This is a genomic window from Arthrobacter sp. HS15c (assembly GCF_040812005.1).
Taxonomy (GTDB): domain Bacteria; phylum Actinomycetota; class Actinomycetes; order Actinomycetales; family Micrococcaceae; genus Arthrobacter.
The window spans coordinates 1-14,778 of the sequence record NZ_JBFOHM010000007.1; the positions used below are offsets into that span (position 1 = coordinate 1).

At 66.0% G+C, this 14,778-nt stretch carries 14 protein-coding genes; 8 read left to right on the forward strand and 6 right to left on the reverse strand.

Annotated features, from left to right (window positions below):
- From ABV518_RS12575 to ABV518_RS12595, 5 genes are all read right to left on the reverse strand, one after another.
- Window positions 1-297, reverse strand: a 297-nt coding sequence (locus ABV518_RS12575; protein WP_367767423.1) for a hypothetical protein, incomplete at its 3' end; no start/stop codon positions are given.
- Between the two features lie 119 nt (window positions 298-416).
- Window positions 417-1,541, reverse strand: a complete 1,125-nt coding sequence (locus ABV518_RS12580; protein WP_367767425.1) for an adenylate/guanylate cyclase domain-containing protein — start codon at window positions 1,539-1,541, stop codon at window positions 417-419.
- Window positions 1,531-2,130, reverse strand: a complete 600-nt coding sequence (locus ABV518_RS12585) for a PH domain-containing protein (protein WP_367767426.1) — start codon at window positions 2,128-2,130, stop codon at window positions 1,531-1,533. The genes ABV518_RS12580 and ABV518_RS12585 overlap by 11 nt, the downstream gene beginning before the upstream one ends.
- Window positions 2,123-3,043: a biotin--[acetyl-CoA-carboxylase] ligase gene (locus tag ABV518_RS12590; RefSeq protein WP_367767427.1), complete on the reverse strand. Its 921-nt coding sequence runs from the start codon at window positions 3,041-3,043 to the stop codon at window positions 2,123-2,125. The genes ABV518_RS12585 and ABV518_RS12590 overlap by 8 nt, the downstream gene beginning before the upstream one ends.
- 50 nt (window positions 3,044-3,093) lie before the next feature.
- Complete coding sequence (locus tag ABV518_RS12595; protein ID WP_367767428.1) at window positions 3,094-3,981, reverse strand: SDR family oxidoreductase; 888 nt, start codon at window positions 3,979-3,981, stop codon at window positions 3,094-3,096.
- 207 nt (window positions 3,982-4,188) lie between these two features.
- Here ABV518_RS12595 and ABV518_RS12600 point away from each other — a divergent pair, with 207 nt between their 5' ends.
- The 4 genes from ABV518_RS12600 to ABV518_RS12615 all read left to right on the forward strand — a co-directional run bounded on the left by ABV518_RS12600 (window position 4,189) and on the right by ABV518_RS12615 (window position 9,587).
- Entirely contained in the window at window positions 4,189-5,772 is a 1,584-nt protein-coding gene (locus ABV518_RS12600; RefSeq protein WP_367767429.1) for an acyl-CoA carboxylase subunit beta, read from the forward strand.
- Between the two features lie 50 nt (window positions 5,773-5,822).
- On the forward strand, window positions 5,823-6,047 hold the full coding sequence (locus tag ABV518_RS12605) for an acyl-CoA carboxylase subunit epsilon (RefSeq protein WP_367767431.1): 225 nt from the start codon (window positions 5,823-5,825) through the stop codon (window positions 6,045-6,047).
- Window positions 6,048-6,084: 37 nt separating this feature from the next.
- Window positions 6,085-7,770 (forward strand): DUF885 domain-containing protein, encoded by a 1,686-nt coding sequence (locus tag ABV518_RS12610; RefSeq protein ID WP_367767433.1) that lies wholly within the window; start codon window positions 6,085-6,087, stop codon window positions 7,768-7,770.
- A 356-nt stretch (window positions 7,771-8,126) separates the two neighbouring features.
- Window positions 8,127-9,587 (forward strand): dicarboxylate/amino acid:cation symporter, encoded by a 1,461-nt coding sequence (locus ABV518_RS12615; RefSeq protein ID WP_367767434.1) that lies wholly within the window; start codon window positions 8,127-8,129, stop codon window positions 9,585-9,587.
- Between the two features lie 101 nt (window positions 9,588-9,688).
- Here ABV518_RS12615 and ABV518_RS12620 read toward each other — a convergent pair whose 3' ends face one another.
- The gene (locus ABV518_RS12620; protein WP_367767435.1) at window positions 9,689-10,246 is read right to left on the reverse strand and encodes a hypothetical protein; all 558 of its coding nucleotides are present in this window, start codon (window positions 10,244-10,246) and stop codon (window positions 9,689-9,691) included.
- Between the two features lie 163 nt (window positions 10,247-10,409).
- Here ABV518_RS12620 and ABV518_RS12625 point away from each other — a divergent pair, with 163 nt between their 5' ends.
- The 4 genes from ABV518_RS12625 to ABV518_RS12640 all read left to right on the forward strand — a co-directional run bounded on the left by ABV518_RS12625 (window position 10,410) and on the right by ABV518_RS12640 (window position 14,724).
- Window positions 10,410-10,784, forward strand: coding sequence for a YbjQ family protein (locus ABV518_RS12625; protein ID WP_310167449.1), 375 nt, complete (start codon window positions 10,410-10,412; stop codon window positions 10,782-10,784).
- Between the two features lie 63 nt (window positions 10,785-10,847).
- Window positions 10,848-11,540 (forward strand): TetR/AcrR family transcriptional regulator, encoded by a 693-nt coding sequence (locus tag ABV518_RS12630; protein ID WP_367767436.1) that lies wholly within the window; start codon window positions 10,848-10,850, stop codon window positions 11,538-11,540.
- A gap of 1 nt (window position 11,541) precedes the next feature.
- Window positions 11,542-14,067, forward strand: coding sequence for an MMPL family transporter (locus ABV518_RS12635; protein WP_367767437.1), 2,526 nt, complete (start codon window positions 11,542-11,544; stop codon window positions 14,065-14,067).
- Between the two features lie 9 nt (window positions 14,068-14,076).
- Window positions 14,077-14,724 (forward strand): nucleoside triphosphate pyrophosphatase, encoded by a 648-nt coding sequence (locus tag ABV518_RS12640; protein WP_367767438.1) that lies wholly within the window; start codon window positions 14,077-14,079, stop codon window positions 14,722-14,724.
- The last annotated feature ends 54 nt before the right edge of the window (window positions 14,725-14,778 follow it).

Genomic DNA, 14,778 nt, shown 5'->3' on the forward strand with positions numbered 1-14,778 from the left:
CACATCCCCCGCGTTCTGCAGGATCTCAAACGTCGTACTCGCCGGCGTCACCGCACCATCAAGAACCCGCGACGGATAATTCAACCGCCCCACAGCATTCTTCGACTTACTGACAACCCACACACCACCATCGTTCAACTCCACCTCAGTGGTCTTGAACCCCGGATACAACACAGCACCCGTCACCAACACCACCACCGCAACACCCAACGCCCCACCAGACACCAGCCGTCGCGAACGGGTCCGTTGTCCGGTTGTTTTTGTGCCTTGTGCGCGCGCAAGTCTGCGAAGCTTCACGGTTTTGTTCCCCCAGGTAAGACTCCGGCAGGGCCGGTTTCCGGCCAGCTAACGCCGGGCATTCACGACTATATCGGCATTCGCTATCAAATGGATAAAGTCGTTGCGTTCAGTGGCGGTCAGTCCAGGATTAGGCCCTTGCCCAAGCCGCGGGAAAGGCGGACGGGGTGGATTTCCCCAAAGCCGCGGACATTTTCGGCCGGCTGTGGGAGCAGGACAAAGCGTTCGTCCTGGTCCAGGGCGGAAGCCGTCATGGAATCCACCAGCACGGTGCCCGGATCCGCCAGCGTGGTAAGCCGTGCGGCGAGATTGACCGTGGGCCCATAGATGTCTCCGAGCCGCGACAGGATCCGGCCCCAGACCATCGCCACGCGGGCCTCCGGCAGGATCTCGTCCTCGGTGAAAGCCTGTGCCAGGGCGAGCGAGATTTCTGCTCCGGCAGCGGGTGTCTCGGCAATATAGAGGACTTCGTCACCGACTGTCTTGACGAGGCGGCCGCCGCCCACGGAGATGATCTCGGCGCATTTGTTTTCGAAGCGCTGGACCAGGCGCGCGAGGGTCTTTTCGTTCATCCGCCGCGACAGGCTGGTGTAGGAGACAAGGTCAGCGAATCCGACCGCGCGCGCCAACGGCAGCGGAGCGTCGTCCTCGTCGCCTTCGCGGCCCTCTTCGCTGGCCTGCAGGCCGGCCTCGGCACGGACGGCGAGTCGCTGGACGCCGGCGTTGAGCTGCCGTCGCCAGCTGTAGACCAGCATCTCCTCAAGGGCGTCCACCAGGGCCGGGAGTTCGTTCACCAGTCTTTTGCGGGCCAGTGCGTCAGTGACGCCCTGCTCGTGGACCATGTCCTCAACGAGGGCCTCGATCTGCCAGACCACCATGCGGTCCGTCATCTGGCCGATGGCCCGGGTCACGGAGATCGCCGCCTCTTCGGTCAGCTTTCCGGTCCGGACAAGGTCCACCACCGTGGACAGGGCGGCCTGGTCCCGTTCCGTGAACGCGACGTCCTCGTCGCCGAAATTCGGAAATCCGAGGGCGCGCCACAGCTTCCGCGCCGAGAGCAGCGAGAGCCCGGCTCCGGCGGCGACTTCGCGGCGCCGGAGTTTGCGTTCTCCGCCCAGGAGCCGGGCTTCGAGGGCTTTGGCGGCAAGCCGCTCCGCGGAGAGCGTTCCGGTGGGAGGGGGTGCGGTGGCAGGGTCCGAGGCGGGCACGGGGGCCGGCTGCTCCTGCTGCTCGTCATCGTTCATCTCTTCCACCTTCTCTCAGCTCCCATGGCAGCGTCCCGTGTTCATCATCCGCAGTCTCGCCTGCCCCGAATGCCACGTCCCCGGGCAACTCGTCGATCGCGTCCAGGATGAAGTCCCGGAACCGAACGGCTTCCGGTACATCAACAAATGTGACCGTCCCCTGGTACCCGGTTTCCAAGGATATATTCCCTGACCGCAATATGCGCTGCCCCATGGACTGGGTCAGCATCAGGTTGCGGACCGCTGCCAGGTTCACTTGCTGGTCCCGCCGCTTCAACATGCCGTATCTGGCAACTATCCTGCGGCTGGTCAGCGTGTAACGGGTACCCTGCCATTTCAGCAGGCGGGGGAGGCAGTACGCCAACCATATCCATGCGACGCCGAGGATGCATCCTGTGACCAGCCAGGGAGACCATTCCGATGAGAGGACGGGGAGCAGGCGCTCTGCTTCCCCGCGGAGGATCCACGCGCTGGCGAACGCCGCTGCCGCAGGGGCGGCGACAAAAGCTGCGGCTGGGGCGGTCAGCTTCCTCGGCTGAGGGCGTGTGGTGACAATCACCTGCTCGCCCGGCACGAGGTCTCTACGCATATCCGCTTTCGGCCCCGGCCTCCGTGTCCTGCCCGGGCGGGGTCCAGGGACGGAGGTGAACGACGTCGCCGGCGGTCACCACGTGTTCGCGTGCGGCACCGTCAACAACCAGCAGGGAACCGTATTCGTCCAGGCGGGTGGCGTGCCCGATGATTTCGTGGTCACCCGGCAACTGCGCCTTGACCTGCTTGCCAAGGGTCACCATGACGGCTTCCACCCGCTTGTGCAATGACGGCCCGCCGGCCATGCCGGCGGCGGGATCGCCGTCGGCATTGCAGAAACTGCGGTACAGCACGGCGAAATGGGAGAGATAACTCTTGAGCAGGACCGTCCGGTCCACCGTCCGGGGCTGTTCCAGCGCAACCGATGTGGCTGTGGGGACGGGAAGTTCGGCGGAACTAAGGCTGACGTTCAAACCGGTCCCGAGGATGACGGCTGGTACAGCACCCTCACCCATGGGGCCAAGCTGGGCGAGGATCCCGGCGATTTTCCGGCCGCGGACCAGGACATCGTTGGGCCACTTGAGCTCGGCAGGGATGCCCGCAGTCTCCAGCAGGGTCTCCCGCAGCGCGACGGCGGCCAGCAAGGACAGCCAGGAGTAGCTCTGGGTCGGAAGCGGGCGGCCCTCGGCGTTGGCCGGCTTCAGCACGATCGAGACAGACACCGAACTCAAGGGAGGAGCCTCCCACCGCCGGTCAAGGCGGCCGCGCGCAGCCGTCTGGTACTCGGCCGTCAGAACGGAAAGATCCGGCCAGGACTTTGGCTCGTCAGTGACCGAGCGCAGGAGGTCGGCGTTGGTGGAGCCGGTGGAGTCCACCACCACGAGCTTGGCGATGCCAGTGGCGGACAGGAAATCCTGGTCGGCCAGTGCTCCGCGGTTCAACGGGGTGCCCGGGGCGTGTGCGTCATCCATGCTTGAATCCTATCGACTTGACCACCCACGGGCTCCCGCGGACGTCAGGTTCAGAGGAAGATGTCAGGAACCAGTTCGCCTTCCGCCGCACCCAGGCTGTAGGGCCGGAAGTCGGTGACACCCGCCGCCGCAAGTACCTGCTCGTCCGTGTAGAAGTTGCCGGTGGACGGCCCGCCGGCTGCCAGGTGGCTGCCCGTCAGCACGGCGTGGGCGGCGTCGGCCATGATCGCGGGGCCGCGGGCGGCCTGGACCATGGTGGTGCCGCCGGGCATGTTGCGGATGGCCGCGGTGTCAATCAGGGTGCACGGCCACAGCGAGTTGACGCTGATGCCGTCCGCCTTGAGTTCTTCGGCCAGCCCCAGGGTGGTCAGGCTCATGCCGTACTTTGCCATGGTGTAGGCAAGGTGTTTCCCGGCCCATTTCGGGTCCAGGTTCAGGGGCGGGGAAAGGGTCAGGATCTGGCCCGCAGCAGATTTCCGCAGTGCCGGCAGTGCGAGCTTGGACAGCAGGAAGGTGCCCCGGACGTTGATGTCCTGCATGAGGTCGTAGCGTTTCATGTCCACGTCGTCGGTTCTGGACAGGTCAATGGCTGACGCGTTGTTGATGACGGCGTCGATACCGCCGAAGTGTTCCACCGCAGCGGCGACGGCGCCGGCGACGTCGTCGTCATTCCGCACGTCGCCCACCAGCGGCAGCGCGTGGCCGCCGGCGGCCTCGATCTGTTCCGCCGCGGTGTAGACGGTCCCGGCCAGCTTCGCATGGGGCTCCCCGGTCTTGGCCATAAGCACAATATTGGCGCCGTCACGCGCGGCCCGGGTGGCGATGGCCAGCCCGATCCCGCGGCTTCCGCCGGAGATCAGCAGGGTGCGGCCCTGCAGGGAACCGGCGGCCTGGTACGGCACTGCAGCGGCACCCGAAGCATCATTGCTCGAAGTCATGGCTCCACTGTAACCCAAGTATGCTACCGGTGAGTAACATACGAGTCGGCGTCACCCGACGGCAGAAAATTGTAGGTTTTCTACAGCGGCCCCGGCGAATAGCGTCACTAGACTAGCCTGCAGGGTCCTGATTTTGTGCGGAAGCTACTTAAAGCGCCGCCGCAGAACAGGGCCAGCCACCATCAGCTACAGAGCCGGAGACACTTCATGAGCCACGATCTGACAACGACAGCGGGAAAGATCGCCGATTTCCGCGACCGCCAGGCCCGTGCAGAACAGCCCTCCGGCCCCGAAGCCATCGAAAAGCAGCATGCCCGCGGCAAGAACACCGCCCGCGAACGGATCGAACTGCTCGTCGACGAGGGATCCTTCGTCGAGTTCGACGCACTGGCCGTGCACCGCTCAACCGCCTTTGGCATGGAAAAGAAGAAGCCGCTGGGCGACGGCCTGGTCTCCGGCTACGGCACCGTGGACGGCCGCCCCGTGGCCGTCTATAGCCAGGACTTCTCCGTCTACGGCGGGTCGCTCAGCCAGGTCAACGGCGAGAAGATCGTCAAGGTCCAGGAGTTCGCGCTGCGCAACGGCTGCCCGGTCGTAGGAATCCTCGACGGCGGCGGCGCCCGCATCCAGGAAGGCGTCGCTTCGCTGGCCATGTTCGCGGACATCTTCCGCAACAACGTCCACGCTTCCGGTGTCGTCCCGCAGATCTCCCTCATCATGGGCCCGTCGGCCGGCGGTGCGGCCTACTCCCCTGCCCTGACCGACTATGTGGTCATGGTCGACAAGACGTCGCACATGTTCATCACCGGCCCGGACGTCATCAAGACGGTTACCGGCGAGGACGTTGACATGGAGACCCTGGGCGGCGCCCGCCAGCACAACGCCACCACGGGCACATCCACTTACCTGGCCTCCGACGAAGCCGATGCCATCGAATTCGTCCGCGAACTCCTGGACTTCCTCCCCTCCAACAACCTCTCGGAAGCTCCCGTGCTGGAACACCAGCAGGAGCTGGACATCGACGAAGACGACCTCGCCCTGGACGCGCTCATCCCCGATTCCGCGAACCAGCCCTACGACATGCGCACCGTGATCGAACAGATCGTGGACGACGCACACTTCCTCGAGATGCAGGCGCTTTACGCACCCAACGTGATGATCGGCTACGGCAGGGTGGAAGGGCACACCGTGGGGATCGTGGCCAACCAGCCGTTGCAGTTCGCCGGCACGCTGGACATCGCGGCCTCTGAGAAGGCCGCCCGCTTTGTCCGCCACTGCGACGCCTTCAACATCCCCATCATCACCCTCGTCGACGTTCCGGGCTTCCTGCCCGGTAAAGACCAGGAATTCCAGGGCATCATCCGCCGCGGCGCCAAGCTCCTGTACGCCTACGCCGAAGCCACCGTCCCGAAGCTGACCGTCATTACCCGCAAGGCATATGGCGGCGCCTACATCGTGATGGGTTCCAAGAAGCTCGGGGCGGACCTGAACCTGGCATGGCCCACAGCCCAGATCGGCGTCATGGGCGCCCAGGGAGCCGTCAATATCCTTTACCGCCGCGACCTCGCGTCCGTGGCGGAGTCCGGCGGGGATGTTGAGGCCCGGAGGGCCGAAGTCATCAAGCAGTACGAGGAAGAACTCCTCAACCCCTACCAGGCAGCAGAACTTGGGTATGTGGACGCGGTCATCGCACCGTCCGAAACCCGGCCGCAGATCATCAGGGGCCTGCGGGCGCTCCGCGACAAACGCGCCAGCCTGCCCACCAAGAAGCACGGGAACATCCCGCTGTGATCCCCAACCGCCCCCTAACCTCGCAGGCTCGGCCAGGGAACCCTGCGGTCGTGGGCCCAGACGAACTGATTGACGCCCCCGAGCCCCTGCTCTCCGTGGTCAAGGGCCAACCGTCGGCTGAGGAGCTGGCCGCGCTGACCGCCGTCGTGCTTTCCCTCGGAGGCCAGGAGGCCGCCGAAGACCGGAAGCCTACCGTCCGGCACTGGGTGCGCCGCCAGCAGCTGCGGATGGCACCCACCCCCGGCCCGGGAGCCTGGAAGCGCAGCCGCGGCTAACATTCCATAACCGGAAATGCCCGGTTAGTCTCGTGGGGTGACTACCGAAACTGCTCCCGCCGCCCGTCCGCGCACCGCCATCGACGCTGTGGCGGACGAATACACCGACACGCTCATCCGGCTCAACCCGTCCTTCGCCACCACGCTCGGCCTGCCGGGCCACGAGACGGAATACCAGGACTACTCCCCCGCCGGCATCGCAGAGTTCGCCGCCGAAGCGGGGAAAACGCTCGAGGCCCTGGAGGGACTGGAACCCCAGGACGACGTGGACGCCGTCACCCTGGACGCGATGCGCGAGCGGCTGGGCCTGCAGCTGGAAATCCACGAGTCCGGCTGGGACGAAGCCGACCTGAACAACATCGCCTCCCCGGCACAGGACATCCGTGCCATCTTCGACCTGATGCCCACCGCCACCGGCCAGGACTGGGAACACATAGCAGGCCGGGCCCTGAACGTTCCTGGTGCCGTCGACGGCTACATTGCTTCCCTCCGCCAGGCCCGTGGCGCCGGGCGGGTTTCGGCGCGCCGCCAGGTCAGCATCGTTATTGAGCAGGCCACCAAGTACGCCGCGGAGGACGGTTTCTTCGCCAAGTTGGCCGCCGGCGCCAGGACCGCTGACGGTCCGCTGGAGGGGGCCGTGCAGGAAAAGCTCGACGCCGGTGCTGCCGCCGCCCGGTCGGCCTACACCCGCCTCGCCGACTTCCTCCGAACGGAACTACTGCCTGCGGCCCCGGAGAAGGACGCAGTGGGAAGGGAACGCTACGCGCTCGCCTCGCGCTCGTTCCTCGGCGCTACCGTTGACCTGGAAGAGACCTACGCCTGGGGCGTGCAGGAACTGGACCGCCTGATTGCCGAGCAGGAAAAGGTGGCAGAAACCATCAAGGCCGGCGCCGGCATCGCAGAAGCCAAAGAGATCCTCAACAACGATCCCGCGCGGCAGATCAAAGGCACCGACGCCCTCAAAGCCTGGATGCAGGAACTCTCGGACAAGGCCATTGCCGACCTCGCCGGCGTGCACTTCGACATCCCTGACGTGATGAAAAAACTCGAGTGCCTGATCGCCCCGACCGACGAGGGCGGCATCTACTACACGGGACCGTCCGATGACTTCAGCCGCCCCGGCCGGATGTGGTGGTCGGTCCCGGCCGGTGAGGACACCTTCACCACCTGGGCCGAAACCACCACCGTTTTCCACGAAGGCGTCCCCGGACACCACCTTCAGGTGGCCACGGCCACGTACCGCCGGGAACTCCTGAACAACTGGCGCCGCAACGTCTGCTGGACCTCAGGCCACGGGGAAGGCTGGGCACTCTACGCGGAGAAGCTCATGCAGGAACTCGGCTACCTCTCCGATCCCGGCGACCACATGGGCATGCTGGACATGCAGCGGATGCGCGCCGCCCGGGTGGTCTTCGATATCGGCGTCCACCTGGAACTCGCTATCCCGGAACGGTGGGGCACCGGGACCTGGACCCCGGAGAAGGGCTACGACTTCCTAAAGGAAAACCTGCCCATCAGCGAGGGACAGCTCAAGTTCGAGTTCACCCGCTACCTCGGCTGGCCCGGCCAGGCACCCTCCTACAAGGTGGGGCAGCGGCTCTGGGAGCAGATCCGGGCCGAGCTGGAAGCCCGTCCGGACTTTGACCTGAAGGCCTTCCACACGAAGGCCCTCAACGTCGGATCCGTTGGCCTCGATACCCTCAGGCGCGCGCTGCTTTCGTAGCTCCGTGCCTTGCGGCCCGGAGGGCCACATCCTCGGCGTGCTGCTCCGCGGTGCACCGAATGGGCCCACGCCGGCAGGGTTCCCTGGCCGAGCTTGCGAGGTTAGGGAGCCGGTGGGGAGCACGCTGCCGGATGTCCCCCTCCGGGCCGGTGATTGAGCCTGTCGAAATCCCGGTCTCGACAGGCTTGACCACCGTACGGGCGAGACTTTCACCACACGCGGGGCGGGAATAACTTCACAATTACCTGAGGTGACGCCGGATTTCAGGGCATTCTTCGATACCCGGGAACATGTTGCGCGTAACATTTCTCAACATCCGTTCGCCGTGATATGTGCATGCCGCCTAGCGTGTTCGGGTGAGCACTCAAACCCGCACCCCCGAATCCGCAGGAAAGACCGGCTTCCAGCTGCCCAAATGGGCTGGCTCGTTCGGCTTCCAGATCATCGCCGCCCTCATCGTGGGCCTGGGCCTCGGCCTGCTGGCCAAGTACACCGGCAGCACGAAGGCCGCCCCCAATGGCCTGGGCGCCACGCTGCAGACCATCGGTTCCAGCTATGTCTCCCTCCTGCAGACCGCGGTGGTGCCGCTGATCTTCACCGCCGTGGTGAGCTCGATCTCCAACCTCCGCCAGGTCTCCAACGCCGCCAAGCTGGCGTGGAACACGCTGCTGTGGTTCGCCATCACGTCCCTGGTGGCAGTGCTGATCGGCATCGGACTGGGTGTCCTGCTTCAGCCGGGCGCAAACACGGGCATCACCGAGGAAGCCAAGTACAGCGGAAAATCCGGTGACTGGTGGTCCTTCCTGGTAGGCCTCTTCCCCAAGAACTTCCTGGGCCTGGGCGCCAGCTCCACGGTGACTGAAAGCGCCAACGCTGCCACGACCGTCAGCACCTCGGTCAGCTTCAACGTGCTGCAGATCCTGGTGATCGCCATCGCCGTCGGCGTTGCCGCCCTGAAGGTCGGCAAAGCAGCCGAGCCGTTCCTGAACCTCAACGCCTCAGCCCTCGCCGTCATCCAGAAGGTGCTGTGGTGGATCATCCGCATCGCCCCGCTGGGCACCGTGGGCCTCATCGGCAACGCTGTGGCCGTCTACGGCTGGGACACCATCGGCTCGCTCGGCAAGTTCACCTTCGCCATCTACGTTGGCCTGGCCCTTGTCCTCTTTGTGGTCTACCCGGTGCTGGTCCGCACGCACGGCCTGTCCGTCAAGCAGTATTTCTCCGGAGTATGGCCCGCCGTGCAGCTGGCCTTTGTGTCCCGTTCCTCGGTTGGTACGCTGCCGCTGACCCAGCGGGTAACCGAACGCAGCCTGGGCGTACCCCGCGCCTACGCCTCCTTCGCCGTGCCCCTGGGCGCCACCACCAAGATGGACGGCTGCGCCGCCATCTACCCGGCCATCTCCGCCATCTTCGTGGCCCAGTTCTTCGGCATCCAGCTGGACTTCAGCCAGTACCTGCTGATCGCCCTGGTCTCCGTGCTTGGTTCGGCCGCGACCGCCGGCACCACCGGCGCCGTGGTGATGCTCACGCTGACGCTCTCCACGCTGGGACTGCCGCTGGCCGGCGTCGGACTCCTCCTCGCCATCGACCCGATCCTGGACATGGGCCGCACCGCGGTCAACGTCGCGGGCCAGGCCCTGGTCCCCACTATCGTCGCCAAGCGGCAGGGCATCCTGGACGAAGCCCTGTACAACGCGCCGCGCAACGGGACCCCGTTCGTGGATGACGACGCCGAGGCCACCGCAGATCCGTCCGCGTCCGACGCCAAAGCTGCTTCCGGTGCAAACGACCGCGAACTGGCCGACGCCAAGGCATAGGGCCTCGCCCGCCAACGGCTGAAGTGGAGATCCCCGGGTGAATCCCGGGGACCTCCACTCGTTAAGGCAGGATGCGCGACCGAAGTGCTGCTGTGCCGGCCTTAGCGGCCGCCTCCTCCGATCACACCGTTCTCGACGGCCTTGGTCACGGCGTCTGCCTCTGCCTGCGTCAGTTTGCCGTCGGTAACGGCTTTGTCCAGCCTGGTCTTGAGCGAAGCAGCCCGCTCCGCCTGGGCCTCACTGCGGAGTTCCTCAAGGGCTGCCGTGACCTTTGACTCCTCGATCCCGAGGGATTCCGCCAGGGCCTTGGCGAGTGCGGCGTCCCGGGCTGCCGGGTCGGGCCTGGTACCGTCGGCCGGCGGCGAGGCGGGCTTGTTGGCTTCGCGGAACGCCTTGAGTGCCTCGGTTACCTTGGCTTCCTCGACGCCGAGTTTTTCCGCGAGCGCCGAGGCCTGCGCTACGCCGCGCTCACCCCCGTGTCCGCCGTGCCTGCCTTTGCCTTCCGTGGCAGCGGTGCCGTCCGTCGAGGCACTGGAGCTGGCACCCGGCGTGGGGGTGGGCGTCGTGGTTGCCGACGCCATACCGGCGACACCTATCCCGGCGCCAACGGCCAGGGCCGTGGCCGAAAGGCCAAGGGCTATTCTCTTCCTGCGTGACATCTTCTGTCTCCTGGGTCTGCCGTCCGGTGACGGCGGCTGATGGTGTGTCTCTGTCGAGATACTCCAAGTGTCCGGCGCCAGGTTCTGGCTCAGCTGTCGGAAACCTTTCAATCTCCTGTGAAAGATCCCCGCCGCCTGTGCGCAATTGAGTAGGCTCGGCAGCATGCTGATTGTGACAACCAATGACATTCCGGGCCACCGGATCGATGCCGTGTTCGGCGAGGTGATGGGCCTGACGGTCCGCTCCCGGGACATCGGCTCACAGATGCTGGCCGGCTTCCGGTCCCTCGGCGGAGGGGAACTGCCCGAAATGACCCGGGCCCTGTACGAAAGCCGCCAGGAGGTCATGGCGCGGATGGTGGCCGAGGCCCAGCAGCGCGGAGCCAACGCCATCGTGGCCATGCGCTTTGACACCTCCGAGATGGGCACCAACTGGACCGAAGTCTGCGCGTACGGAACCGCCGTCTTTGCCATTCCGCTCGCCGAAGGCCAGCCGGGCGCCACCGGACAGTCCATCCAGCTCACTAAGGCCGGATAGCCCGCAACGGAGAACATTCAGTAGAACTTGCGCAGAGTGCAAACTTGCACTTAGTGTAATCATGTGAGCATTCCCCACGTGACCGATGATTCGACGGCGGCCGCGCCCTCCCGCCGTGAACTGAACAAGGCGGCCACCCGGCAGGCTATTTCCGACGCCGCGCTGAAACTGCTCCGAGGCAAGGGGCCGGGCAACTTCACCGTTGAGGACATCGCGGCCGCTGCCGGAATATCGCGCCGCACCTTCTTCAACTACTTCAGCAGCACGGAGGCGGCCCTGGCCTCCGTGACCAACGGCTTCCTGGACCATGCGCTCCAGCAATTCCGGCTACGTCCCGCCGAGGAGCCCATTCTCGAGTCCGCCCGTGCTGCCCTCATGGAACTGGCCGACCCCATGACGGTTGCCCCGATGGCGGAGCTGTTTACCCTGACACAGCAGAACTCATCGCTGGTCCGCTCCGAGCTTGAGGCCTGGGACCACTGCACCGAGCAGATCATCTTGGCAGCGAAGGAACGGGTCGCCAAAACGCCCGGGGCGGCCATCGACGAGCTCTACCTCCGGGCCCTCGCCGGCTCCGTCATTTCCTGCGGCAAGGCCGCCATGGACGTGTGGTTCGCCCAATGCGGCGCCGATCTGTCCCCTGCCTCCCTTTCCGTTCTCCGACAACTCCTCATCGATGCCATCGGCCACCTTGGCGCCGGCTTCGACAGCCCTGCACGTCCGTCTTCCCCCACCCTCCTCAAAGATCGGTTCTGACATGGCCCTGTTGCTCTACCGGCTCGGCAAGTTTTCCTACCGTCACCGCTGGCTGGTCATCTCGCTGTGGCTCGCGGTCCTGGTGGCCGTCGGCGGGTCCGCCGCCGCCTTCCACGGCACTCTGTCCAATAACTTCCAGATCCCGGGCACCGAGACCCAGCGGATCGCCGACAAGCTGCGGCAGGACCTGCCGTCCGCATCAGGCGGCTCGGCCAGCATTGTGTTCGAGGCACCCGCGGGCGGCTTCACGGCGGAGAGCCGCGCAGCGGTGACGGATGCGCTGAAGAAGCTGGAAGCCCTGCCGGATGTGAAGGCCACGGTGGACCCCTTCGCTACCCAGGACCAGGTGGACCAGGCAGCGGACGCGATCGCCGACGGTGAGCAGCAGATCGCAGCGGGCCATGCCAAGCTGGACTCTTCCCGCAGCCAGCTGGAAGCAGGGAAGGCCCAACTCGCCGCCGCGGAACAGCAGCTCACCGCGGCCGGGGCGCCTGCCGCCGTGATCGAGGCCCAGCTGGGACAGCAGAAGGCAGCCATGGCACAGGGCCAGGCCCAGCTCGACGCCGGCACCCAGGAACTTGAGGCCGCCAAGGCCAAGCTGGACCTTGGCAAACGCCAGGCGGAGGCATCCGGGGGGCTCCGCTTTGTTTCCTCTGACGGCCGGGCCGCAGTGGCCCAGGTACAGTTCAACACCTCCATCAACGGCCTCACCCCGGACGTGCGACAGCAAGTCCAGGACATCGCCCACGGAACCTCCGCCGCCGGCGTCACGGCACTGGCCAGCAAGGAAATCACCGAGGACATCTCGGAACTCTTCGGCGCATCCGAAATCATCGGCGTCGGTGTCGCCGCGTTGGTCCTAATCCTGATGCTGGGCACGCTCATCGCCGCCGGACTTCCGCTGCTGATGGCCATCATCGGCGTCGGTGTCGGCGTCGGCATCACGTTTGCCCTGTCCGGACTGTTTGAGATGAGCTCCATCTCACCCATGCTCGCGCTGATGCTGGGCCTGGCCGTCGGCATCGACTACTCCCTGTTCATCGTCAACCGCCACCGGACCCAGCTCCGCTCCGGAATGGATCCCGAAGAATCAGTGGCACGCGCCACCGGAACGTCCGGCAATGCAGTCCTCTTCGCCGGCCTTACGGTGATCATCGCCCTGGCCGCCCTGGTGGTTCCCGGGCTTCCCTTCCTGAGCGTGATGGGCCTCGCAGCGGCAGGAACCGTTGCCGTGGCTGTCCTGGTGGCGCTCACCCTGACCCCGGCCATGCTGTCCCTGATCGGCCGCCGCATCATCTCCAAGCGGGCCTGGGCAAAAGTTCAGGCCCACAACGCCGAGGCCGGCCACGAACTTGCCGACAAGGCCAGGGACGAAGAAAAGAGCACCCGCGGCTGGGGCGGCCTGGTCACCAGGCACCCGGTCGTCGCCCTCGCGGCCGGGGTGCTCCTGCTGGGGACCCTTGCGCTGCCCGCCACGCAGCTGCAGCTGGCACTGCCGGACGGCGGCTCCGAGCCGGTCGACTCCGAGGCCTACCAGGCCTACGACCTGACGGCACGCAGCTTCGGCGAAGGTGTCACCGGACCCATCGTGGTGGTCGGCGAATTCCCGGCGGGCCTGGACGAATCCGAAGCCCGGTCGCTGCAGTACGACGTCGCTGACCTGATCCGCGGCGTGGACAACGTCGTGGCCGCCGTCCCGGTGGCGCTCAGCGAGGACCGCCGGACAGCCGTCTTCCAGGTCATTCCGGAAGAGGGTCCTGCCAAGGCCGGCACCGTTCAGGTTGTCAGCGAACTGAGGGAACGCGGCGCGGAGATCAAGTCCGAAACCGGCGTCACCATCGGCCTCACGGGGCAGACCGCCGGCAACATCGACGTCTCCACCAAACTCGGCGAAGCCCTGCCGCCATACCTGGCGATCGTCGTCGGTCTTTCCCTGATGCTCCTGCTGCTGGTATTCCGCTCCATCGTGGTTCCGCTGCTGGCGACCGGCGGCTTCCTGCTCTCCCTGGCCGCCGCCTTCGGCCTGGTGGTGGCGGTGTACCAGTGGGGCTGGCTGGGAAGCGTGTTCGACGTCGCGAATCCGGGTGCGGTGCTCAGCTTCCTGCCGATCATCCTTATTGGCGTGCTCTTCGGCCTGGCCATGGACTACCAGGTGTTCATCGCCTCCGGCATGCGCGAGGCCTACATGCATGGCTCCTCAGCCAAGCATGCCGTCCGGATCGGTTTCAGCCACGCCGCTGCCGTCGTGACCGCCGCCGCCATCATCATGGTCAGCGTCTTCGCCGGCTTCATCTTCAGCCACCTGACCATGGTCCGGCCGCTGGGTTTCGCGATGGCCTTCGGTGTGCTGCTGGACGCCTTTGTGGTCCGCATGACCATCGTGCCCGCCGTGATGTACCTGCTCGGTGAGAAAACCTGGTGGCTGCCCCGGTGGCTGGACAGGATCCTGCCGGACGTGGATGTGGAAGGGGCCAAACTCGAACGGCTGCCGAGCGGCCGGGACAGGGTCGGCGAGCCCGTCCACTAGGCTGAAACGGTGACCAGCCTCATCCTTGCCTCCCAGTCCCCCGCCCGCACCAAACTCCTGGCCGAGGCCGGCATCCGGCATACGGTGCTGGTGTCCGACGTGGATGAGGACGCGGTCCAGGCCCGCTACGGGGTCACGGATCCGCACGATACCGCCCTGCTGCTGGCGCGGGCCAAGGCCGAGGCCGTGGCGGCGCTGCCGGAAGCCGAAGGGACGCTGGTCCTGGGCTGCGACTCCGTCTTTGAGTTCGACGGCGAGGCGCACGGCAAGCCGTACACGGCCGGCGTCGCCCGCGAACGGATGCTTCGGATGAGCGGGAACAGCGGCGTCCTGCACACCGGGCACTGGCTGGTGGACTGCCGGGACACCACTCCCGACGACGGGGCAACAGTTCCCGGCTCGGGCGCCACCCTCGGCGCGGTCGCCTCAGCCGAAGTCCATTTTATGGAGATGGAACCGGAGGAGATCGACGCCTACATCGCCACCGGGGAGCCGCTGCACTGTGCCGGATCGTTCACCATCGACGGGCTCGGCGGGGCGTTCATCCGGAAGGTGGACGGGGACCCGCACGCCGTCGTGGGACTGTCCGTGTCCACCCTGCGGGGACTCCTGGCGCAGGCCAACGTGCGCATCACCGAGCTGTGGCCGACAGACTAAAGGGAACCAATTTGGCGGGCATTTGTAGCATCCCTACAAAGCTATGCCGGTTTA